This window comes from Pseudomonas sp. 57B-090624, from assembly GCF_003234055.1.
GTDB lineage: Bacteria > Pseudomonadota > Gammaproteobacteria > Pseudomonadales > Pseudomonadaceae > Metapseudomonas > Metapseudomonas tohonis.
The window spans coordinates 86,422-107,854 of the sequence record NZ_QKRU01000002.1 but is presented as its reverse complement, the minus strand read 5'-3'; the positions used below and the strand labels follow the sequence as shown (position 1 = coordinate 107,854).

The 21,433-nt window shown below is 49.7% G+C and carries 20 protein-coding genes and 1 tRNA gene; 18 read left to right on the top strand and 3 right to left on the bottom strand.

Going from position 1 to position 21,433, the window contains the following annotated elements:
- The first annotated feature begins 14 nt into the window (after window positions 1-14).
- The 17 genes from DMX10_RS01660 to DMX10_RS01585 all read left to right on the top strand — a co-directional run bounded on the left by DMX10_RS01660 (window position 15) and on the right by DMX10_RS01585 (window position 16,733).
- On the top strand, window positions 15-1,355 hold the full coding sequence (locus tag DMX10_RS01660; RefSeq protein WP_111259463.1) for a UDP-glucose/GDP-mannose dehydrogenase family protein: 1,341 nt from the start codon (window positions 15-17) through the stop codon (window positions 1,353-1,355).
- On the top strand, window positions 1,348-2,274 hold the full coding sequence (locus DMX10_RS01655; RefSeq protein ID WP_111259462.1) for a glycosyltransferase family 2 protein: 927 nt from the start codon (window positions 1,348-1,350) through the stop codon (window positions 2,272-2,274). Before DMX10_RS01660 ends, DMX10_RS01655 begins: the two co-directional genes overlap by 8 nt.
- A complete protein-coding gene (locus DMX10_RS01650; RefSeq protein WP_111259461.1) occupies window positions 2,271-3,074 on the top strand; it encodes a methyltransferase, TIGR04325 family in 804 nt (267 codons plus the stop codon). Before DMX10_RS01655 ends, DMX10_RS01650 begins: the two co-directional genes overlap by 4 nt.
- Window positions 3,071-3,790 carry a bifunctional 2-polyprenyl-6-hydroxyphenol methylase/3-demethylubiquinol 3-O-methyltransferase UbiG gene (locus DMX10_RS01645; protein ID WP_111259460.1) on the top strand — a complete coding sequence of 240 codons (720 nt, stop codon included), beginning with the start codon at window positions 3,071-3,073 and terminating at the stop codon, window positions 3,788-3,790. The genes DMX10_RS01650 and DMX10_RS01645 overlap by 4 nt, the downstream gene beginning before the upstream one ends.
- Before the next feature lie 136 nt (window positions 3,791-3,926).
- Window positions 3,927-4,793 carry a glycosyl transferase gene (locus DMX10_RS32330; RefSeq protein ID WP_146602974.1) on the top strand — a complete coding sequence of 289 codons (867 nt, stop codon included), beginning with the start codon at window positions 3,927-3,929 and terminating at the stop codon, window positions 4,791-4,793.
- Window positions 4,793-5,155, top strand: a complete 363-nt coding sequence (locus DMX10_RS33510) for an FdtA/QdtA family cupin domain-containing protein (protein ID WP_111259459.1) — start codon at window positions 4,793-4,795, stop codon at window positions 5,153-5,155. Before DMX10_RS32330 ends, DMX10_RS33510 begins: the two co-directional genes overlap by 1 nt.
- Window positions 5,152-6,249 carry a DegT/DnrJ/EryC1/StrS aminotransferase family protein gene (locus DMX10_RS01635; protein ID WP_111259458.1) on the top strand — a complete coding sequence of 366 codons (1,098 nt, stop codon included), beginning with the start codon at window positions 5,152-5,154 and terminating at the stop codon, window positions 6,247-6,249. The genes DMX10_RS33510 and DMX10_RS01635 overlap by 4 nt, the downstream gene beginning before the upstream one ends.
- A gap of 19 nt (window positions 6,250-6,268) precedes the next feature.
- Window positions 6,269-7,393, top strand: a complete 1,125-nt coding sequence (gmd, locus tag DMX10_RS01630) for a GDP-mannose 4,6-dehydratase (RefSeq protein WP_178082905.1) — start codon at window positions 6,269-6,271, stop codon at window positions 7,391-7,393.
- Between the two features lies 1 nt (window position 7,394).
- The gene (locus tag DMX10_RS01625; protein ID WP_256604742.1) at window positions 7,395-8,363 is read left to right on the top strand and encodes a GDP-L-fucose synthase; all 969 of its coding nucleotides are present in this window, start codon (window positions 7,395-7,397) and stop codon (window positions 8,361-8,363) included.
- Between the two features lie 319 nt (window positions 8,364-8,682).
- Window positions 8,683-10,086, top strand: a complete 1,404-nt coding sequence (locus DMX10_RS01620; protein WP_111259456.1) for a mannose-1-phosphate guanylyltransferase/mannose-6-phosphate isomerase — start codon at window positions 8,683-8,685, stop codon at window positions 10,084-10,086.
- The gene (locus tag DMX10_RS01615) at window positions 10,073-10,822 is read left to right on the top strand and encodes a glycosyltransferase family 2 protein (protein WP_111259455.1); all 750 of its coding nucleotides are present in this window, start codon (window positions 10,073-10,075) and stop codon (window positions 10,820-10,822) included. Before DMX10_RS01620 ends, DMX10_RS01615 begins: the two co-directional genes overlap by 14 nt.
- Window positions 10,819-11,526 (top strand): glycosyltransferase family 2 protein, encoded by a 708-nt coding sequence (locus tag DMX10_RS01610; protein WP_111259454.1) that lies wholly within the window; start codon window positions 10,819-10,821, stop codon window positions 11,524-11,526. Before DMX10_RS01615 ends, DMX10_RS01610 begins: the two co-directional genes overlap by 4 nt.
- A gap of 52 nt (window positions 11,527-11,578) precedes the next feature.
- A complete protein-coding gene (locus DMX10_RS01605) occupies window positions 11,579-12,343 on the top strand; it encodes a glycosyltransferase family 2 protein (protein WP_111259453.1) in 765 nt (254 codons plus the stop codon).
- On the top strand, window positions 12,336-13,283 hold the full coding sequence (locus DMX10_RS01600) for an SDR family oxidoreductase (protein ID WP_111259452.1): 948 nt from the start codon (window positions 12,336-12,338) through the stop codon (window positions 13,281-13,283). Before DMX10_RS01605 ends, DMX10_RS01600 begins: the two co-directional genes overlap by 8 nt.
- 12 nt (window positions 13,284-13,295) lie before the next feature.
- Window positions 13,296-14,303: a glycosyltransferase family 4 protein gene (locus DMX10_RS01595; protein ID WP_111259451.1), complete on the top strand. Its 1,008-nt coding sequence runs from the start codon at window positions 13,296-13,298 to the stop codon at window positions 14,301-14,303.
- Window positions 14,304-14,341: 38 nt separating this feature from the next.
- Window positions 14,342-16,357: a nucleoside-diphosphate sugar epimerase/dehydratase gene (locus DMX10_RS01590; RefSeq protein WP_111259450.1), complete on the top strand. Its 2,016-nt coding sequence runs from the start codon at window positions 14,342-14,344 to the stop codon at window positions 16,355-16,357.
- 55 nt (window positions 16,358-16,412) lie between these two features.
- Window positions 16,413-16,733: a ComEA family DNA-binding protein gene (locus DMX10_RS01585; RefSeq protein ID WP_256604741.1), complete on the top strand. Its 321-nt coding sequence runs from the start codon at window positions 16,413-16,415 to the stop codon at window positions 16,731-16,733.
- Between the two features lie 203 nt (window positions 16,734-16,936).
- On the opposite strand, the gene DMX10_RS01580 is transcribed toward DMX10_RS01585, so the two are convergent.
- A tRNA-Asn gene (locus DMX10_RS01580) sits at window positions 16,937-17,012 on the bottom strand.
- Window positions 17,013-17,081: 69 nt separating this feature from the next.
- Window positions 17,082-18,278 carry an amino acid aminotransferase gene (locus DMX10_RS01575; protein ID WP_111259449.1) on the bottom strand — a complete coding sequence of 399 codons (1,197 nt, stop codon included), beginning with the start codon at window positions 18,276-18,278 and terminating at the stop codon, window positions 17,082-17,084.
- Window positions 18,279-18,465: 187 nt separating this feature from the next.
- Here DMX10_RS01575 and uvrB point away from each other — a divergent pair, with 187 nt between their 5' ends.
- Window positions 18,466-20,481 carry an excinuclease ABC subunit UvrB gene (uvrB, locus tag DMX10_RS01570; protein ID WP_111259448.1) on the top strand — a complete coding sequence of 672 codons (2,016 nt, stop codon included), beginning with the start codon at window positions 18,466-18,468 and terminating at the stop codon, window positions 20,479-20,481.
- 48 nt (window positions 20,482-20,529) lie between these two features.
- Here uvrB and DMX10_RS01565 read toward each other — a convergent pair whose 3' ends face one another.
- Window positions 20,530-21,429 (bottom strand): EamA family transporter, encoded by a 900-nt coding sequence (locus DMX10_RS01565; RefSeq protein ID WP_111259447.1) that lies wholly within the window; start codon window positions 21,427-21,429, stop codon window positions 20,530-20,532.
- Window positions 21,430-21,433 lie beyond the last annotated feature (4 nt).

Genomic DNA, 21,433 nt, shown 5'->3' with positions numbered 1-21,433 from the left:
TAAGGCTTACACCAATGAATATAACGGTTTTTGGCTCTGGCTATGTAGGGCTTGTGACTGGAGCTTGCCTTGCGGATGTTGGGCATCGAGTTATGTGTGTTGACGTCGATAGTGAGAAAGTTACGGCGCTGAGAAACGGTATAGTTCCTATCTTTGAGCCTGGACTGGAGGAGCTAATTCGCCGAAATCAAAATGAGTCCAGACTGCAGTTTACAGACGTCGCACAGCTAGGAATTGATTTTGGCGATATTCTATTTATAGCGGTAGGCACACCTCCAGATGAGGATGGTTCCGCAGATCTGAAGCACGTATTAAGTGTTGCAGGAGACATTGGAAGATGCATGGCTGGTCGAAAGGTGGTTGTGAATAAGTCCACCGTACCGGTAGGCACCGCTGATGCAGTCTCAAGTGCCATTAATCGTCAGTTGGTTGAGCGCCAAGTGAGGTTTGATTTTGACGTTTGTTCAAACCCAGAATTTCTAAAAGAAGGTGCTGCTATTGAGGATTTCACAAGGGGAGCTCGAATTATTATCGGGACAAACTCCGATTATGTGAAGTCTAAAATGAAAGAGTGCTATGCACCATATAATAGAAATCATGACAAAATTATTTATATGGATGTGAAGGCGGCAGAACTCACAAAATATGCAGCAAATGCGATGCTGGCAACAAAAATTAGCTTCATGAACGAAATGGCGAATATAGCTGAGCGATTAGGTGTGGACATTGAGCAGGTTCGCCATGGAATCGGCTCCGATCCCAGAATCGGCTATCACTTTATTTACCCTGGGTGTGGGTATGGAGGTGCATGCTTTCCTAAGGATGTGAGTGCTTTGGCTCGTACTTCCTCTGCGGTAGGCTATCAGGCCTCTTTGCTACAAGCTGTCCAAGATGTCAATAAACGTCAGAAGACAGTTCTATTTGATAAGCTGATGTCCGCTTTTAATGGTCAGTTGGCGGGCAAAACAATTGCTATTTGGGGGCTGTCATTCAAGCCCAATACTGACGATATCCGCGAGGCACCAAGCCGAGTTCTTATGGAGTCTCTGTGGACTGTTGGCGCTAAGGTCAGAGCCTTTGATCCTGAAGCAATGAGCGAGATTAGGCGCGCGTATGGCTCGCGAGAGGATCTATTGCTCGTTGACAGCCAAGATGAGGCAATCGTGGGTGCTGATGCCTTGGTAATTTGTACTGAGTGGCGGCAGTTCCGTGCTGTAGATTTCAAAGCGATAAAGGTCAATTTGAACCACCCAGTCTTAGTCGACGGTCGAAATATATTTGATCCTACTGAGCCCCGTTCTGCAGGTCTGAAATACTACGCCGTTGGGAGGGGGGATTCGCTGCATCATGACTGAATCACCCTTGCAGCTCGATAATGCTCCAATTGCCCTATTCGTTTACAATCGGGTAGGTCATATGCGTCGTACCGTCAGCGCTTTACAGCAAAATTTTCTTGCTGGCGTAAGTGACCTGTACATCTATTCAGACGCTCCCAAAAGTGAAGTTGATTTCTTGGCTGTTTCTGAAGTCCGTAAGTATGCAGCCGATATAACTGGATTCAAAAGTGTGACTCTGATTCTTCGACAGAATAATTTCGGTTTGGCTCGCTCAATCATTGATGGTGTTACACAGTTAACTGCACGTTTCGGACATGTAATTGTGCTGGAAGATGACATGGTAACCAGTCCATTTTTCTTGAGTTATATGAACGATGGTCTTCGGCTATACGCATCCGACCCTAAGGTCGCGAGCATCCATGGTTATGTTTATCCACTAACTGATGCGGATAGCCTCCCGCCCTATTTCTTTCTTAAGGGAGCTGATTGCTGGGGTTGGGCCACGTGGAGTCGCGCATGGCGCGCCTTTGATGCTGATGGACAGTCGCTTTTGTCGCGATTAGAGTCTCGTCAATTGACCCGCGAGTTTGACTTTTCGGGTGGTTATGAGTTTACACAGATGCTTAGAGATCAGGTCTCTGGAAAGAACAATTCATGGGCGGTGCGCTGGTATGCATCGGCCTTTTTGGAAGGGATGCTTACACTCTACCCCTCTCGATCTTTTGTTCATAATATTGGTAATGACTCTAGCGGTACTCACAGTTCTGCTAGTAACCTCTTTGATGCACAGCTGTCTTTCTCTTATGATGGTATACATGTAGATAGCGTCACAGAAAACGATGAAGCCAGAAAGTCTTTTGTTAACTATCTGCGATCGATAAAGCCAACTTATCTGGAGCGGATAGTTAGATTGTTCCGCCGGCTGGTATCAGTATGAAGCGTTTAATAAAGCAGTTGGTACCCCCCCTTCTTATAGAGTGGGTTCGTTCAATTAAAAATTCACAATATGGCTTTAAAGGCGACTATCCTTCATGGGAGGCTGCTGAATCGCGATGCAAAGGATATGCTGATGACACTATTTTTGAGCTTGTTAAAAGTGCTGCGTTAGCAGTTAAGTCTGGCGAGTGTTATGGTGAGCGTGATTCAATCACATTTCAGGAGCCCCAATATATATGGGCCAGCTTAGCTTGCCTTATGCATGTAGCTGCGAGAGAGGGGCAACTACGTGTACTTGATTTTGGCGGTAGTCTAGGAAGCGTCTATTATATGAATAGACGATTTTTTAATGGGCTTACCGTCGAGTGGTCTATTGTAGAGCAGCCACATTTTGTTGATTTTGGTAAGGCTGTGCTCTCCGATGAGGTATTGAGTTTTTTCCATGATGTAGACGAGTGCTTGTCCGTCAAATCGCCAAATGTATTGCTTCTTTCTAGTGTAATTCAGTACCTGCCAACACCCTTCTCTATATTAGAGGAGCTTTTATCTAAAAGTGTGCCTTTTGTACTTTTAGATAGAACGCCTCTTACGAAAGCCGAAAGAAGTATCCTGACGGTTCAGCGTGTGAATCCTGTAATTTATTCTGCAGATTATCCTGCCTGGATAATTGATGAGTATCAACTTCTTGAGATTTTTAGTTCTTATGGTTATGAGATGATAGAGATTTTTCACTCCGAGTTGGATTTTTCCGGCGATGGCTTTACTTTCAAAGGGCTTTTCTTTCAAAAGGTCATCCAATGAAAAGGCTCAAAGAAATTATAGTTAGGGAAACCTTTTTCCCAGGAGTCTTAGGGGTATTTGTAAATCCGTTCTACTTCTCTCGAAGAGGGCTTCATCTTGCGATGAAAGAACTGTCCCCTCGCTTAACTGGACGTGTTCTTGATGTCGGTTGTGGAACTAAGCCATACAAGAGTCTTTTCAGTCAAGCAGATGAATATGTGGGGCTGGAAATAGACTCAAAGGAGAGTCGTGAGAGGAGCAGTGCTGAATATTTTTACGATGGTAAGATCTTTCCTTTTGAAAGTGCTGCCTTTGATGGGATGGTTTTGAATCAAGTATTTGAGCATGTTTTCAATCCTTCAGATTTTATGAGGGAAGTTTCTAGGGTGCTGAAAAAGAATGGAGTATTGCTTCTTACTGTTCCTTTTGTTTGGGATGAGCATGAACAGCCATATGACTACGCTAGATACAGTTCTTTTGGTATCAAATATCTGCTCTCTCAGCATGGTTTCGAAGTTGTTGAGCAACGAAAAACTGCGCCAGATGTCGGCGTGATTTTTCAATTGATCAACGCATATCTTTTTAAGATTACGGTTACGCGTAGTTCTTATGTAAATATCGTGTCGTGCGTGCTGTTAATGTCGCCGTTCAATATACTCGGGTCTATCTTGGCAAAAATCCTACCAAGCAATCAAGATCTATATCTAGATAATGTCCTGATAGCAAGGAGGGTCTGAGTTGCTTAATTTTTGTACTTTATTTGACTCACATTATCTATCTCGCGGTTTGGCGATGTATGAGTCATTGCTTATGCGATGCCCGTCGTTTCATCTGTATATATACGCTTTCGATGAGATAGCTTACGACTACCTTGTGTCTCAAAATCTGAAGAGCGTAACTGTTGTTCACTCTTCAGATTTTGAAAGTGAGGAGTTGTTGAGGGTTAAATTAGAAAGAAACAAGGCTGAGTACTGCTGGACATGTACTCCGCAGGTAATTGCCTATTCAATTGAGCATTTCGATTTGGATAGCTGTACATACCTTGATGCCGATATATATTTTTTTTCTGATCCGGGAGTTTTGATCAGGGAAATGGAAAGTGAAGAGCAGTCATCTGTTCTGATTACGGAGCATCGTTATACCCCTCATTATGATCAGTCTAGAACAAGTGGAATTTATTGTGTTCAGTTCATGACTTTTCGTCGTGATCAAAATGGGCTGCGTGCGCTTCATTGGTGGCGTGATGCGTGCTTAGAGTGGTGCTATGCTCGCTATGAGGATGGGCGATTTGGTGATCAGAAGTACCTAGATGACTGGCCAGTTCGCTTTAGCGGGGTGCACGTTCTGAAACATCTAGGGGGGGGGGTGGCCCCTTGGAATATTCAGCAGTACAGCTTCTCTCAAAAAAACGGTGGTGAACTTGAAGGGGTTGAACTCAAAAGCGGTGATCGTTTTTTAATGGTTTTTTATCATTATCAGAATTTCAAATTATTCGATGGGCGATTCGTAGAGCTAGGTTATTACAAGTTGACCGATCGTGTGAAGAAGTTGGTTTATAAACCCTATTTGATTCATTTTCTAAAGATAGAAAAGCGTTTAAAGGCCGACTCTCGTTTTGCTCATCATGCCACGGGAGGCAGCAAGCTAGATAGAGGCATATTTTGGATATTTAAATTGCTGAAGCGGAAAATGCTTGGTTATATGAATTTTCATTCAATAGACAGGGTGGTAGGGAAGTAATGGCCTGTTTAGTTGATGTGCCGACATTCACTGATCCGCGAGGATCGCTCAGCGTAGTTGAAGGCCTCCTACCTTTCGCCATAGCTCGAGCATATTATATTTACGATGTAGTCGGTTCTCGTGGTGGGCACCGTCACAAATGTACAAGGCAGGCCTTGATCTGTTTATCTGGAAATTGTGTCGTATACGTTGATAACGGAGTTACTCAGACGTCCTACAATCTAGTATCTCCAAAGCAGTGTCTGCTGATTGAGCCGGAGGATTGGCATACAATGCAGGAATTTTCACCGTCAGCGACATTGCTCGTTTTTGCATCAGAGCCTTATGATGTTAATGACTATATTGATGAGCCTTACTCATGATTCCCTATGAAAATTTAGCTCTGCTGAATGAGCCATTTTTCCTTGAATATGAAAAGGCTTTTAAGGCCGTCCTTGAGGGGGGGTGGTATGTGTTGGGAGAGTCTGTAAGAGAGTTTGAGGCGTCATTCTCCCGATTTGTTGGCGTTGATTACTGTGCGGGAGTGGCGAACGGTCTAGATGCATTAATCCTATCTTTGAAAGCCTTAGAGTTGCCGCTCGGCTCAGAGGTCATTGTTCCATCAAATACATATATTGCTACTATTTTGGCAATTTTCCAGGCTGGTCTAGTGCCTGTTCTAGTAGAACCAGATCCTCGGACCTATAATATCGATCCTGCTCAAATTAGCCGCAAGATATCAGTAAAGACAAAAGTCATAATGGTTGTTCATCTCTACGGCAAGTGCTGCGAGATGGACCCTATCACTCAACTCTGCAGCGAGCATGGCCTCTTTCTCATAGAGGACTGCGCCCAAGCGCATGGAGCTACATACAAAGGGCGTATGGCCGGTAGTTTTGGAGACTTCGGCTGCTTCAGTTTTTATCCAACTAAGAATCTTGGCGCTTTAGGCGATGGCGGTGCTGTAGTTTGTCGAGATGTTCAGTTGGATGAACGCGTCAGAATGTTAAGGAATTATGGGTCCTCAAAAAAATATTATAACGACGTCGTAGGATTTAACTCTCGTCTTGACGAGGTGCAAGCAGCATTTCTAGCCATAAAGCTGAAGCACCTAAGTAAAATAACTACTCACAAGAGGGAGTTGGCAGCATTGTATTATAATGGTCTGTCTGATGTTTTTGTAAAGCCAGTTGTGGATGCTGATTTTTTTGATGTCTATCATATATACAATATATGCCATCCGCAGAGAGATCGCCTGAAGCAGTTTCTTTTGGAAAATGGTATTGGTAGTGAAATCCACTACCCGCTCCCGCCCCATCGACAGCGTGCAATGCAGGGGCTTCTTTCTGGGGAGTACCCTGTTGCAGATGTAATTCACCAGACAACGCTGAGCTTGCCTATATCTTATTTTCATACTCATGAGGATATTAGGTATGTATGCAATGTGGCAAATGAATTCGTCTCTCTGCACTTTTGATTTGTTATAGGAAATTAATATGACTCTGAAGAAAGCCCTCATAACTGGCATAACGGGGCAGGATGGCTCTTATTTAGCTGAGCTCTTGATTGAGAAAGGTTATGAGGTGCATGGTATTAAGCGTCGTGCTTCTTCTTTTAATACGCAGCGAATAGATCATCTGTATCAAGACCCCCATGTAGATAATAAGCGCCTTATTTTGCACTATGGTGATCTTACTGATTCCTCTAATTTAATTAGAATCATAAAAGAGGTCCAGCCGGATGAGATTTACAATCTCGGTGCCCAATCCCATGTGGCAGTCAGTTTCGATTCGCCAGAATATACTGCTGACGTAGATGCAATAGGAACACTTCGTATTCTCGAAGCGATTCGTCTACTGGGGCTGGAAAAAAAAATCCGCTTTTACCAAGCATCTACTTCTGAACTTTATGGTTTGGTTCAGGAGGTTCCTCAGCGAGAAACCACTCCGTTCTATCCACGCTCTCCATATGCAGTTGCGAAATTATACGCTTACTGGATCACGGTGAATTATCGAGAAGCATATGGCATGTATGCTTGCAATGGAATATTGTTTAATCATGAGTCTCCTCGCCGTGGTGAAACTTTTGTTACTCGTAAAATCACGCGCGCACTCGCAAATATTAGCCAAGGTCTTGAGTCATGCCTCTATCTAGGCAACATGGATGCATTACGTGATTGGGGGCATGCGAAAGATTATGTCCGTATGCAGTGGTTGATGCTGCAACAAGAAAAACCTGAAGATTTTGTCATCGCAACAGGCATGCAATATTCAGTCCGAGAATTTGTTCAGTGGTCTGCAGCAGAGTTGGGGATTAGTATCGCTTTTTCTGGCTCCGGCGTTGAAGAGTTTGGGTATGTAGAGCGGATAGAGGGTAATAAGGCTCTCGCATTGACAGTGGGTGATGTGATTGTGCGTGTGGATCCACGCTACTTTAGGCCTGCTGAGGTCGAGACTCTCCTTGGTGACCCTACAAAAGCAAAGGAAAAGCTAGGCTGGGAACCTGAAATTACTGTTAAAGAGATGTGCTCCGAAATGGTTCTTGAGGATCTCAAGGATGCACAGAGACATGCTTTGCTCATGCGGCATGGCTATGCGCTCCCTGTTTCTATGGAGAACTGACGTGCTTAATTCATACGCTGATCGAATTTTTATCGCAGGCCATAATGGGATGGTTGGTTCTGCAATCGTGCGGCATCTTCAAATGCTGGGATATAAAAATCTTATTACTTGTTCAAAGGCTGAGCTGGACCTACGCTGCCAGACGTCTGTATCTGAGTTTTTTAGATCCGAGAAAATTGATCAGGTCTATATAGCGGCCGCCAAGGTCGGTGGTATATATGCCAATGATACATATCCTGCTGATTTCATATATGATAATTTAATTATTCAATCAAATATTATTCATCAAGCTCATCTAAATGGTGTTCAGCGATTACTATTCCTAGGGTCTTCATGCATTTATCCAAAAATGGCAGAGCAACCTATGCGCGAAGATTCGTTGTTATCTGGGGGGCTTGAGCCAACTAATGAGCCTTATGCGATCGCCAAGATTGCTGGAATAAAATTATGCGAAAGCTATGCTCGTCAGTACGGTAGAGACTACCGTAGTGTGATGCCTACTAACCTTTATGGTCCCAATGATAATTTTCACCCAGATAACTCGCATGTTATTCCTGCTCTTATGAGGCGTATTCATGAGGCCAAGCTGGCTAATGCCAGTAATGTTCTTATTTGGGGGAGTGGCACGCCAATGCGGGAATTTCTTCATGTGGATGATATGGCGTCGGCGTGTGTGTATGTAATGAGCAGCCCTGATTATTGGCGTCATGTTTCGCCTCGATTGAGCCATATAAATATAGGCACAGGGCAAGATTGTTCTATCCGGGCGTTGGCGGAGTCCATATCAGACGTCGTAGGGTTTAGTGGGGGCTTATGTTTTGATTCGTCCAAGCCTGATGGCGCCCCAAGGAAATTACTCGATGTTTCGCGTCTTAATGCAATGGGATGGCGTTCGTCGATTTCTCTCCGTGACGGACTGCTCGACACTTATCAATGGTTTCTTCAAAATACCTCCACCTTGCGAGCATAAGTGTTCGACAATTTATAATAGACAGTGAGATGATTTTGATACAGCACCTGAATGGGTGCTGTATCTTTTTGTGGTGATGCTGATGATAATTTGGGGCGAGCGTGTAGAGCTTTCTGTTCCTACTGGCGGATCAATGATGCTAGCGGTGAAGTTCAAGCTCCCTGCGGCCTTGTAGGGCTCCTCTTGCTCAAAGTGATAGTCTACTATGTGATTACTAGCCGTGCTGAGTGGGCTGATAGTCAATATTGCTATCAACGGCTAAAAGCATGATGTTTCTATAGTTGCCTTGTATTTGCAGAATTGTTTAAGGATTGTCAAAATGTTGCTTCCCGTCATCCTCGCTGGTGGAGCTGGAACCCGTCTATGGCCTCTGTCTCGTCAACTAAATCCCAAGCAGTTCCTAAAGCTGACTGGCGAGCGGACAATGATTCAAGACACGGTGGGACGCTTAGAAGGGCTCACATGCGTTGCTCCGATCCTAGTCTGTAGTGAAGAACATAGGTTTCTTGCTGCTGAGCAGATGCGGCAGTTGGGCTTCGAGTCTCCTAGGGTATTGCTTGAGCCGTGCTCCCGTAATACGGCTCCGGCTATTGCACTCGCAGCACTGCAAGCCTTGGCTGACGGCAGCGATCCTCTCCTGCTTGTTTTACCTGCTGATCACCTTATTCAGGATGTTGAGCAGTTTCATTCTGGTGTTGAGGCAGCGATTGAGTTGGCAGAGTCCGGAATGCTTGTGACTTTCGGCGTCGTCGCTGACAAGGCTGAAACTGGTTATGGATATATCCAGCGTGGCGATCAAGTTGGGCTTGGATATAAAGTCACTCGATTCGTTGAGAAACCCTCTCTCGAAAATGCTTCAAAATACCTGCAGTCTGGAGATTATTTCTGGAATAGCGGGATGTTTTTATTTCGTGCTAGTGCTTATCTAAATGAACTTAGACTATACAAGCCAGAAATTTTGGAGGCCTGTGAGGTTGCTTTCAAAAGTGGTCGCGAGGATATGGATTTCATACGCATAGACCGCGATGCTTTTTCGCTTTGCCCTAGTGATTCGATTGATTACGCCGTTATGGAAAAAACACAGTGCGCAGTTATGGTTCCATTTGCTGCACAGTGGAGTGACATTGGTTCATGGTCGGCTTTATGGGATGTATCTGAAAAGGACGCCAGCGGGAATGTCCTTTCTGGTGATGCTCTAGCCTTTAATTCGGATGGCTGCCTTGTGAAGGCTGATAGCAGATTGGTTGCGGTCGTGGGAGGCAGCGATCTTGTTGTTGTTGAGACGAAGGACGCCGTGCTCGTTGCTGCACGCGATAAGGTTCAAGATATAAAGGCTGTTGTAGAGGAGCTTAATGCTCAGGCCCGCCCTGAGACTATAAATCATCGGACTGTTTACCGGCCGTGGGGTATGTATGACAGTATTGATGTAGGCGCTCGCTATCAAGTTAAGAGGATAACTGTGAATCCAGGGGCAAGGCTATCATTGCAAATGCATCATCACAGAGCTGAGCACTGGATTGTTGTAAGCGGTACTGCTCGTGTTATTCGAGGCAGCGAAGACTATCTTGTCACCGAGAATCAGTCTACGTTCATTCCCGTGGGGCAAGTGCATAGCCTGGAGAATCCGGGAAGAATCCCATTAGAGTTGATTGAGGTTCAGTCCGGCGGATATCTTGGTGAGGATGACATTATAAGGCTCAAGGATCGTTATGGACGTGCCTGACTGCTCTTTAGCTAGTTGTAATATACGAGTCTCGATTGTAACCGTTTGCTTTAATAGTGTTGAGTTTATTGAAGAGACTATTTGTTCTGTGTTGGAGCAAGATTACGCGAATTTTGAGTACATAGTCATTGATGGTGGGTCTGATGACGGTACATTTAAAATAATTGAGCGTTATTCTGATCAGTTAGGCTTTTGGGTAAGCGAGCCTGACAGTGGTGTATATGACGCAATGAATAAAGCCATTGACCGTGCTGCGGGAGAATACTTGCTTTTCATGAATGCGGGCGATCGCTTTAATGGTGGGTCGGTTCTCCGCGATATGTTAGCGGCTTCCACGGCTGATGTCATATACGGTGATTTCTCTTATTTTTCCGGGCCTTTGGCTGGGCGGGTAAAAGCAGATTTCCCGAAGGGAGTGTTTAATCACCAGGCCGTGCTTTATCGCAGAAAGCTGCATGAACGCTATGGGTACTATTTGTCTATTAAAGGGCTGACAGCCGCAGATTACTTATTCTTTATGAGTATGCAGGCTAATCGCACAGTAAGTTTTGAGAAGGTGCCGATCACAGTGTCTTGTGTTGATCCAAACGGTTTGTCTTCTGGTGTCCAGACTTTTCTGCAGGTTAACTTGGTCGATGGCCTACTGCAAAGACGCAGGCGTTATATGGTGGCGCTAAGGATAGCCGCTCATCCTTTTTATCATTCCATCAGGAAGCTAGTGAGGCGTTTGTTTTGATCTCAGTATGCTTGGCTTGTTTTAACGGAGAGCTTTATATTCTAGATCAGGTTAGGAGTATATTGAACTCCTCGCTAGTTGATGAGTTGATAATTTCTGATGATGGTTCTACTGACTCAACTCTTTCGCTGCTGGCTGGCATAGCAGACCCTCGTATTAGAGTTCTTGTAGGGCCGCGTGAGGGGCTCATTAGAAATTTTGAATTTCTTCTCACGCAGGCAAGGGGCGATTTTATATTTCTATCTGATCAGGATGATGTTTGGTATGAGGGTAAGGTGAACATAATGCTTCAGTCCCTTCAGTCCTGCAGTCTCGTGGTTTCAGATTGTCATGTCGTCGATGCTGATAGAAATATTATTTTTAACTCTTTCTTTTCTAAGCGCAATTCACGGCCGGGTTTTTTCAATAACTTGCTTAGGAATTCTTTCTTAGGCTGTTGCATGGCATTTGACCGTAATGTCCTCAATCTAGCGCTTCCTTTTCCACATGGAGTTCCTATGCATGACTGGTGGATTGGTCTTGTCGCCACTTCTGTTGGAAAGGTTGAGTTTATTCATCTGCCATTGATGGCTTACAGGCGTCATGGAAAAAATGCTTCTGCTACAACTGAACGATCAACTTATTCTTTGTTACAGCAATCTCGTTGGCGTCTCTGCCTTTTGTTTTCATTGGCTATTCGTCTGTCAAGGAAGGTTTTTGGCTGATGAGTTGATTCATTATTTTTTCTTTGTGCTGTTGAAATTGTGAGTTTGAATTTTGAAGTTATCTATAATTACAGTTTGTTTTAATAGTCAAGCTACAATCAGGCAGGCAGTTGAGTCGGTTCTATCGCAGGTCGGTGTGGATGTTGAGTATATTGTCGTCGATGGTGGCTCCACGGATGAGACGCTTTCAATTTTAAGTGATTATCGTGATTCAATTGCTAAACTTATAAGTGAGCCTGATAAGGGAATCTATGATGCGATGAACAAGGGTATCCAGTTGGCAACTGGAGACATAGTTGGTCTGCTTAATTCTGATGATTTTTATCGTTCAGAGCAATCCCTGTCATGCGTGCTTTCGAGCTTCAGTGAGAGTCCTGAGGTAGATATGGTTTTTGGCGATGTTGTATTTGTTGCTGAGAATGATTGCTCTCGCGTGACGCGTTTCTATTCTTCTCGCCGATTTCACCCGTGGAAAATGCGCTTCGGTTGGATGCCGCCTCATCCAGCAACTTTCGTGAAACGTGAAGTTTACCAGTCTTTTGGATTTTATAGCCTTGCCTATAAAATTTCATCTGATTTTGAGATGTTTGTTAGATGGCTTTTGATAAATAAAGTATCCTATCGCCGTGTTGATCAGGTACTTGTCTGTATGCGCGAGGGGGGAATAAGTACATCAGGGGTTTATAATAGTATTCGACTGAATAGGGAAATTGTAGCAGCCTGTCGAGCAAATGGTATTTATACAAATATGCTTATGGTTATGTCTAAAGTGCCTATGAAGCTCTTGGAGTTGATAAGAAGGCCAACCCATGGTTGAGTTGTTTATAACTGGAGCCTCTGGATTTTTGGGGAGATCATTGGTTCCATATTTTGCGAGCCGCAGTGGTTACAGTGTTCGAGCAATTTATAGATCTACTCAGTCGACCGCGAAAGTAGTAAATTGCCAAAATATATTAGTATCCGACATCGTAACTGATCACTTTGCAGAGATGCTGGTTGGCGTCGACTGTGTAATTCATTCTGCAGCTCTTGCGCATGTGATGAATGAGTCTCTTGACAATGCAATTTCTGCTTTTCGTCGAGTCAATGTTCAAGGGACTCTAAATGTAGCGAATGCTGCTGTTGAGGCAGGAGTTCGTCGATTTATATATATAAGCTCAATCAAGGTGTTAGGCGAGGAGACTTTTGATGCGCCTTTTAATGCCGACTCGGTACCTGCACCTTGTGATCCTTATGGGGTTTCTAAGTTTGAAGCTGAAGAGGGGCTTTTAGATATTGCTCTTAAAACGGGAATGGAGGTGGTGATTATTCGTCCGCCCCTTATGTATGGACCCGGGGTAAAAGCAAATTTCTTAGCGCTGATGAAATGCTTAAGATGGCACTTGCCCTTGCCTCTTAAAGGAATAAATAATAAACGAAGTTTGGTTTCTGTAGATAATTTGCTGGATTTTATTTCGGTTTGTGTTGAGCACCCCGCTGCTGCTGGTCAAGCATTTCTCGTTAGTGACGGGGAAGATCTGTCTACTCCGCAGTTACTAAGCCGCTTGGGGAGGGCTATGGGAAAGCCTGCAATGCTCTTTACGGTTCCAGAGTCTATTATAGTAGCCGGAGCCAATTTGCTAGGTAGGCCTGCAATAGCTCGTCGGTTGTGTGGCTCCCTGCAGGTAGACATTGATAAGTCGCGTAGACTCTTGGGATGGACGCCTCCTTACAATGTGGATAACTCTCTTTCTAAGGTTGTTCGAGATTTTCTTTGAGAGATAGCTAGTATGACAACTACCTTTTATATACTTCCGATTGTGGCCCTATTGGCTTTTCTTCTGACGGGGCTGTTAAGGCAGTACGCTTTATCGAAGCGTTTGGTTGATATCCCAAATGCAAGAAGTTCTCATCAAGTGCCTACTCCAAGAGGGGGAGGGGTGTCTTTTGTAATTTGTTTTTTATTTGGTCTTATTTTTCTCTCCTATGTCGATTATGTTGACGCCGGGTTACTGCTTTCTCTCTTTGGCGCAGGTTTGTTCACTGCTTTGATAGGTCTTCTTGATGATCACGGTCATGTCCCCGCTCGATGGCGTTTGTTAGGGCATTTTATTGCTGCCGCGTGGGGGCTTTACTGGTTAGGTGGGGTGCCTCCAATAAGTTTAATGGGGTTCCAGTTTGAGCCGAGTTTGATTGGTCAGGTTTTAGCTCTGATTTATTTGGTATGGATGCTTAATCTATATAATTTTATGGATGGTATCAATGGTATTGCAAGTGTCCAGGCTATCTGTGCATGTGTAGGGGGAGGGGTGCTTCTCTACCTAAAGAGTGAGCCTTTACTAGCAATTTATCCGCTTCTCTTATCTGCTGCGGTTTTAGGCTTCATGCTTTGGAATTTTCCTCGTGCTTTCATTTTTATGGGGGATGCTGGTAGCGGGTTTTTAGGCATTTTGTTGGCGCTTTTATCATTGTATTTCGGGTGGCTCAACTCAGATCTTTTTCTGGGTTGGCTTATCTTGCTTGGTGTTTTTATTTCTGATGCGACACTGACTCTAGTGCGTAGGTTGCTGCGAGGGGATAAAATATACGAGGCTCATCGTAGTCACGCCTATCAGTATGCAAGTCGACGCTTCGGTAGCCATGTTCCTGTTACGTTTGGAGTTGCACTAATTAATGTGTTTTGGCTATTACCTATGGCCAGTTTTGTTGTGCTTGAAGTTCTTGATGGTTTTTGGGGGGTGATTGTTGCATATCTTCCTTTAGTTTGTTTTTGGCTAAAATTTAGTGCTGGAAAATAAGGTGACGGTATGAGTTTTCTACTGCAGGGAGTATTGCAGTGAAGGGGGCAAGCGACGATCTTCGGAGTCGCCTGCTGCTGCTTTCGAGGCAACGTAAAAGAGCGCTACAGGTAGTAGTTGATGCTTTGTTGATCTGGTTGGCTCTTTGGCTGTCTTTTTTAATTCGTCTAGGCAGTGGCGGTATTATAAATCCCTTTGGTGAGTATCTCTGGCTTTTCATGGCCGCTCCAATCACAGCTATCCCGCTTTTTATAAATTTCGGTCTATATCGCGCCGTACTTCGCTATTTCGGTGCAAGCGCGCTGATAACTATATTCAACGCGGTCAGTCTCTCGGCTTTATTGCTAGCTGTTATCATCTACTTGATCAGACCCGATGAGCTGATGCCGCGCTCTGTCGTTTTCATCTACTGGTGGCTCTCTCTATGCTTTATTGGTGGATTGCGTTTGCTCATGCGCCAGTATTTTATCGGAACGCTCTTTGGTGATACCCGCATAGGTTTTTTTCAACCAGAAGACTCTTTGCCAACTGTAGCGATCTACGGTGCGGGGTCGGCCGGTAATCAATTGGCTGCAGCGCTGCGCATGGGAAGAGCCATGCGCCCTGTTGCTTTCATTGACGACGACGAAGGGCTTGTAAATCGTGTAATCGCGGGCTTGAAGGTTTATAGGTCGGGTGATATCCCCTTGATGATTGAGCGCACAAATACAAAGCAAATATTACTTGCGATTCCGTCCCTTACTCGGCAGCGTCGCCGTGAGATCCTTGCTTCGTTAGAAATGTACCCGGTTCATGTTCGTACCGTCCCGGGGTTTATGGACCTTGCTAGCGGCCGCGTCAGTGTCAGTGATCTGCAGGAGGTAGATATCGCCGACCTGCTCGGGCGTGACTCGGTACCGCCTCGGGTTGATTTGTTCGAGCGTTGCATTCGTGGCCAGGCAGTGATGGTCACGGGAGCTGGTGGTTCTATTGGCTCTGAGCTTTGCCGGCAGATTCTTAGCTGCAATCCCGAGACGCTGATCCTTTTCGAGCACAGTGAATTCAATCTCTACAGTATCCATACGGAGCTGGAGCGGCGTGTTCGCTCCCACGGGTTGCCTGTGCGCTTGCTGCCGATCCTCGGTTCCATCCGTAACAGCGATCGCCTGCTGGATGTCATGCGTACCTGGAGGGTTGGCACTGTCTATCATGCAGCTGCTTATAAACACGTCCCCATTGTTGAGCACAATGTCGCGGAAGGTGTGCTCAACAATGTGCTGGGTAGTCTGAATACTGCGGAGGCCGCTATCCAGGCCGGCGTTGAGCACTTCGTATTGATCTCCACAGACAAGGCCGTGCGTCCCACCAATGTCATGGGAAGCACCAAGCGCCTTGCCGAGATGGTGCTTCAGGCGCTGAGTCGCGAGGCGGCGCCTGTCTTGCTGGGTGACAGCACGGGCGTTAACCAAGTCAACAAGACGCGCTTCACCATGGTCCGCTTTGGGAACGTGCTGGGCTCGTCTGGCTCTGTTATTCCGTTGTTCCGCGAGCAGATCAAGCAGGGTGGGCCGGTCACAGTTACTCACCCCAACATCACGCGCTATTTCATGACCATTCCCGAGGCTGCTCAGCTCGTCATCCAGGCAGGATCGATGGGGCTGGGCGGTGATGTATTCGTGCTGGATATGGGGCAGCCGGTGAAGATCGCCGAGCTTGCGGAGAAGATGATCCACCTCTCCGGCCTTAGTATTCGTAACGACGGCAATCCCAATGGAGATGTCGCCATCGAGTTCACTGGGTTACGCCCAGGCGAGAAACTCTATGAGGAGCTTCTGATCGGTGAGAACGTTAGCCCTACCGATCACCCGATGATCATGCGAGCGAACGAAGAGCATCTGCCCTGGGAGGACTTCAAGTCTGTGCTCGAGCGCTTGTTCAGCGCCGTCGAACGGGATGACTACAAAGAGGTTCGTCAGATCCTACGGACTACCGTTAACGGCTACATCCCAGAAGGGGAAATTGTTGACTGGATCTATCAGCAGCGTGCAATTGAGTCACCTTTGTCTAGGGGCTAGCTTGAACCGGCGGTGCAAATAAGCTCCGCTTTAAGCTAGTTACATGGAGAGAACAATGACTCTGATACGGATCCTACCCCTGCTTCTTATGCTGTTTGGTTTCACCGGTGTTGCTGTCGCGGTGGAGGCTCCACCAAAAAGCGATGCTTCCGCTGCTGTGGCTCACAAGGCTGCAGCAGGCAAGATCAATATCAACAAGGCAGATGCCGTTGCGTTGCAGGAGGGCATGATTGGGGTTGGCGAGATGAAGGCCAAGGCAATCGCCGCCTACCGTGAAGCCAACGGTGCTTTTACTTCGATCGATGACCTGCTTCAAGTGAAAGGGATCGGTGCGAAGACCCTGGAAGCCAACCGTGATCTACTCAGTATCGACTGACTCGAGTAACCAGAAGAGACCGGCTTAGGCCGGTCTTTTTGTTTCTGCTGTGGCGGATGGAGTGGTAGCCGAGGCTCGACGGCAAAGCCGAACGCGCTTCAGCGCGGTCCCGAAGGTCCCGAACAACCGGGGACGAAGCCCCTGCTGAGAGTCCGGGTGCTTAAACAAAAAAGCCCCCGGCATGTGCCGAGGGCTTTTGAATTTGGCTCCGCGACCTGGACTCGAACCAGGGACCCAATGATTAACAGTCATTTGCTCTACCGACTGAGCTATCGCGGAACAACGACGCGTATCCTACTGATTAAGAAGGAGAAGTCAAGCACCTGGCTTGAGCTTCTCCCGCTTTTTTCACAGTACCTGGGTGATGGCGCGGGTCACGCTTTCCAGGTTGCCGTTGTTCAGTGCTGCGACGCAGATGCGCCCGGTGCTGACGGCGTAGATGCCGAACTCGTTCTTCAGGCGCTCGACCTGCTCGGCGGTGAGGCCGGAGTAGGAGAACATGCCGCGCTGGCGGGCGACGAAGCTGAAGTCGCGCTTGGCGCCGAAGGCGGCCAGTTGCTCGACCATCGCCAGGCGCATGCTGCGGATGCGCTGGCGCATCTCGCCCAGTTCCTCTTCCCACAGGGCACGTAGTTCGGGGCTGTTGAGCACCGATGCCACTACCGTGGCGCCGTGGGTCGGCGGGTTGGAGTAGTTGGTACGGATCACGCGCTTGGCTTGCGACAGCACTCGGCTGGCTTCGTCGCTTGAGCCGGTGACGATGGACAGGGCGCCAACGCGCTCGCCGTAAAGCGAGAACGACTTGGAGAAGGAGCTGGAGACGAAGAAGTTCAGGCCGGATTGTGCGAACAGGCGCACCGCTTCCGCGTCTTCTTCTATGCCGTCACCGAAGCCCTGGTAGGCGATATCGAGGAAGGGAACGTGCTCACGCTCGCGCAACACTTCCAGTGCGGCTTTCCAGTCATCAAGGTTCAGATCGACGCCCGTCGGGTTGTGGCAACAGGCGTGCATCACGACGATCGAACGAGGAGGAAGGGCCTTGAGGTCTTCGAGCATGCCGGCACGATTCACGCCATGGGTGGCGGCGTCGTAGTAGCGATAGTTCTGCACCGGGAAACCGGCGGACTCGAACAGCGCCCGGTGGTTTTCCCAGCTCGGGTCGCTGATGGCGACAACGGCGTCAGGCAGCAAGCGCTTGAGGAAGTCGGCGCCGGTCTTCAGGGCCCCGGTGCCCCCGACCGCCTGGGTGGTGATGACGCGGCCGTCCGCGATCAGCGCCGAGTCGGCACCGAACAGCAGCTTCTGCACGGCCTGGTCATAGGCGGCGATGCCTTCGATCGGCAGGTAGCCACGCGGTGCGTGGGCTTCGATGCGGGCCTTCTCGGCCTCGGCAACGGCGCGCAGCAGCGGGATACGGCCCTGTTCGTTGTAGTAGACGCCCACGCCAAGGTTGACCTTGGTCGGGCGGGGATCGGCGTTGAATGCTTCGTTAAGGCCCAGGATCGGGTCGCGCGGAGCCATTTCGACGGCAGAAAACAGACTCATGATGCGGCTGCTCGAGAGGAGGGGAAGTTGGAGGCCTGGCAACCCCGCGAGCATCGTGCATTGGGGTTGCGCAATCGGGCCGGTATTATAGCGGCCAAGGTCGCGTGCGGCGACATCGTACGCTAGCTTTTCGCCTGGTTTGACGCTGCCCGCGGGCGGGTGTCACATCCTTTTGCCGAGGTCAGACATGTCAGAGTTTCAACTTGTCACCCGCTTCCAGCCGGCCGGCGACCAACCTGAGGCCATCCGTCAGTTGGTCGAGGGCCTGGAAGCCGGTCTGTCGCACCAGACGCTGCTGGGGGTGACCGGTTCGGGCAAGACCTTCAGCATCGCCAATGTCATCTCCCAGGTGCAGCGTCCGACGCTCGTGCTGGCGCCGAACAAGACGCTCGCCGCCCAGCTCTATGGCGAGTTCAAGGCATTCTTCCCGAACAACTCCGTCGAGTATTTCGTCTCCTATTACGACTATTACCAGCCCGAGGCCTACGTACCGTCCTCGGACACCTATATCGAGAAGGACGCATCGATAAACGACCACATCGAGCAGATGCGCCTGTCTGCGACCAAGGCCCTGCTGGAGCGTTCCGACGCCATCATCGTCGCCACGGTTTCGTCGATCTACGGCCTGGGCGACCCCCAGTCGTACCTGCGCATGGTTCTGCACCTGGACCGGGGCGACAAGATCGACCAGCGTGCGCTGCTGCGCCGCTTGGCCGACCTCCAGTACACCCGCAACGACATGGACTTCGCCCGCGCCACCTTCCGTGTCAGGGGCGATGTGATCGACATCTTCCCGGCGGAATCCGATCTGGAGGCGATCCGCGTCGAATTGTTCGACGACGAGGTGGAGAGTCTTTCCGCCTTCGATCCCCTGACCGGCGAGGTGATCCGCAAGCTGCCGCGCTTCACCTTCTACCCCAAGAGCCACTACGTGACGCCGCGTGAGGTGATCCTCGGTGCGGTGGAGAAGATCAAGGAGGAGCTCAAGGAGCGCCTCGACTACCTGCGCAGCAACAACAAGCTCGTGGAAGCCCAGCGCCTGGAGCAGCGCACCCGTTTCGACCTGGAGATGATCCTCGAACTGGGCTATTGCAACGGCATCGAGAACTACTCCCGCTATCTTTCCGGTCGTGAGCCCGGCCAGGCGCCGCCCACCCTCTACGACTACCTGCCGGCGAACTCGCTGTTGGTGATCGACGAATCGCACGTCAGCGTTCCGCAGGTCGGGGCGATGTTCAAGGGCGACCGTTCGCGCAAGGAAAACCTGGTGGAGTACGGCTTCCGCCTGCCGTCGGCGCTGGACAACCGGCCCATGCGCTTCGACGAATGGGAGGCGGTCAGCCCGCAGACCATCTTCGTTTCCGCGACGCCTGGGCCCTACGAGGCCGAGCATGCCGGGCGCGTCGTCGAGCAGGTGGTGCGTCCGACCGGCCTGGTGGACCCGGAGATCGAGGTGCGTCCGGCCACGACGCAAGTCGACGACCTGCTGTCGGAGATCCGCAAGCGTGTCGCCGTCGAACAGCGCGTGCTGGTCACCACCCTGACCAAGCGCATGGCCGAGGACCTCACCGACTACCTGTCCGACCATGACGTTCGGGTGCGCTACCTGCACTCGGACATCGACACGGTGGAGCGGGTGGAGATCATCCGTGACCTGCGCATCGGCGCTTTCGACGTGCTGGTGGGCATCAACCTGCTGCGCGAGGGCCTGGATATGCCCGAGGTTTCGCTGGTGGCCATCCTCGACGCCGACAAAGAGGGCTTCCTGCGTTCCGAGCGCTCGCTGATCCAGACCATCGGTCGGGCCGCGCGCAACCTGCATGGCAAGGCCATCCTCTACGCCGACAACGTCACCGGCTCGATGCAGCGCGCCATCGACGAGACCGAGCGTCGCCGCAACAAGCAGATCGCCTTCAACGAAGCCAACGGCATCGTCCCCAAGGGCGTGCAGAAGGACGTCCAGGACATTCTCGAAGGTGCCACCGTGCCGGGCTCGCGCAGCAACAAGCGCAAGGCGATGGCCAAGGCGGCGGAGGAAAACGCCCGCTACGAGGCGGAGCTGCGCTCGCCGAGCGAGATCACCAAGCGCATCCGCCAGATGGAAGAGAAGATGTACCAGTTGGCCCGCGACCTGGAGTTCGAGGCCGCCGCGCAGCTGCGTGACGAGATCCAGAAGCTCCGTGACAGGCTGCTGCAGGTGTGAATGGAAAGGGCGCCATCAGGCGCCCTTTTTACATCACGACGTCGTTTTTCAGCGGCGTCCGAAGATGATCATCATCACCCCGCCCAGGGTTGCCAGGCAGGCCAGCAGCGCCGTGACGCTCAGGCGCTCGTCGAGGATCAGGTAGCCCAACAGGAGCGCGACCACCGGGTTGACGAAGGCGAAGGTCGATACCAGGCTCGGGCGCACTTCGCGCAGCAGCCAGAAGTAGGCGGGGTAGACGCCGAGACTCACCGGCAGCACCAGGTAGGCCAGCCACAGCCAGCCGCCCGGGGACAGGTGCCCCAGCTCGAAGCCCTGCCAGTCTCCGCGCCACAGGCCGAAGCCGGCCAGCAGCGCGGTGCCCACCAGCATCTGCATGGCCAGCCCCATCCAGCTGGAGCGGAACGGCCCGCGCTTGCGCAGCAGCCAGGCGCCGACGGCCCAGAGCAATGTGGCCGTCACCACCAGCGCGCCGGCGAACCACTGCTCGAAACCCGGGTTCTCGCCCAGGCCGTTGCCCATCAACAGCAGGATGCCGCCGCTGGCCACCGCCAACCCGCAGAGCACCCAGAGTGGCGGGCGCTCGTCCAGCAGCCATTCCAGTGCCACGCTCCACAGTGGCAGCGTGGTGTAGAGCATCGCCAGCATGCCGGTCGGCAGGTACTGGTTGGCATAGATCAGTGCGCCCTGGCCGACGGCGATCAGCATCACCCCGCCGATGAAAGCGCTGCCCAGGTCGCTGCGCTGCACCTTGGCCTGGCCACGCAACAGCACCCAGGCGAGGGCCAGCAGGCCGGCGAAGAGGAAGCGCAGCGTGGCGATGACGAACGGTGGCTGCTCGCGCAGGAGGAAGTGATTGGCCAGGTAGGTGGTGCCCCAGCCGATGTAGATGAGGGCGAAGGCGCCGACGAGGAGGAGGGCGCGGGTTCTCGGGTTGATGCTGGACATGCGA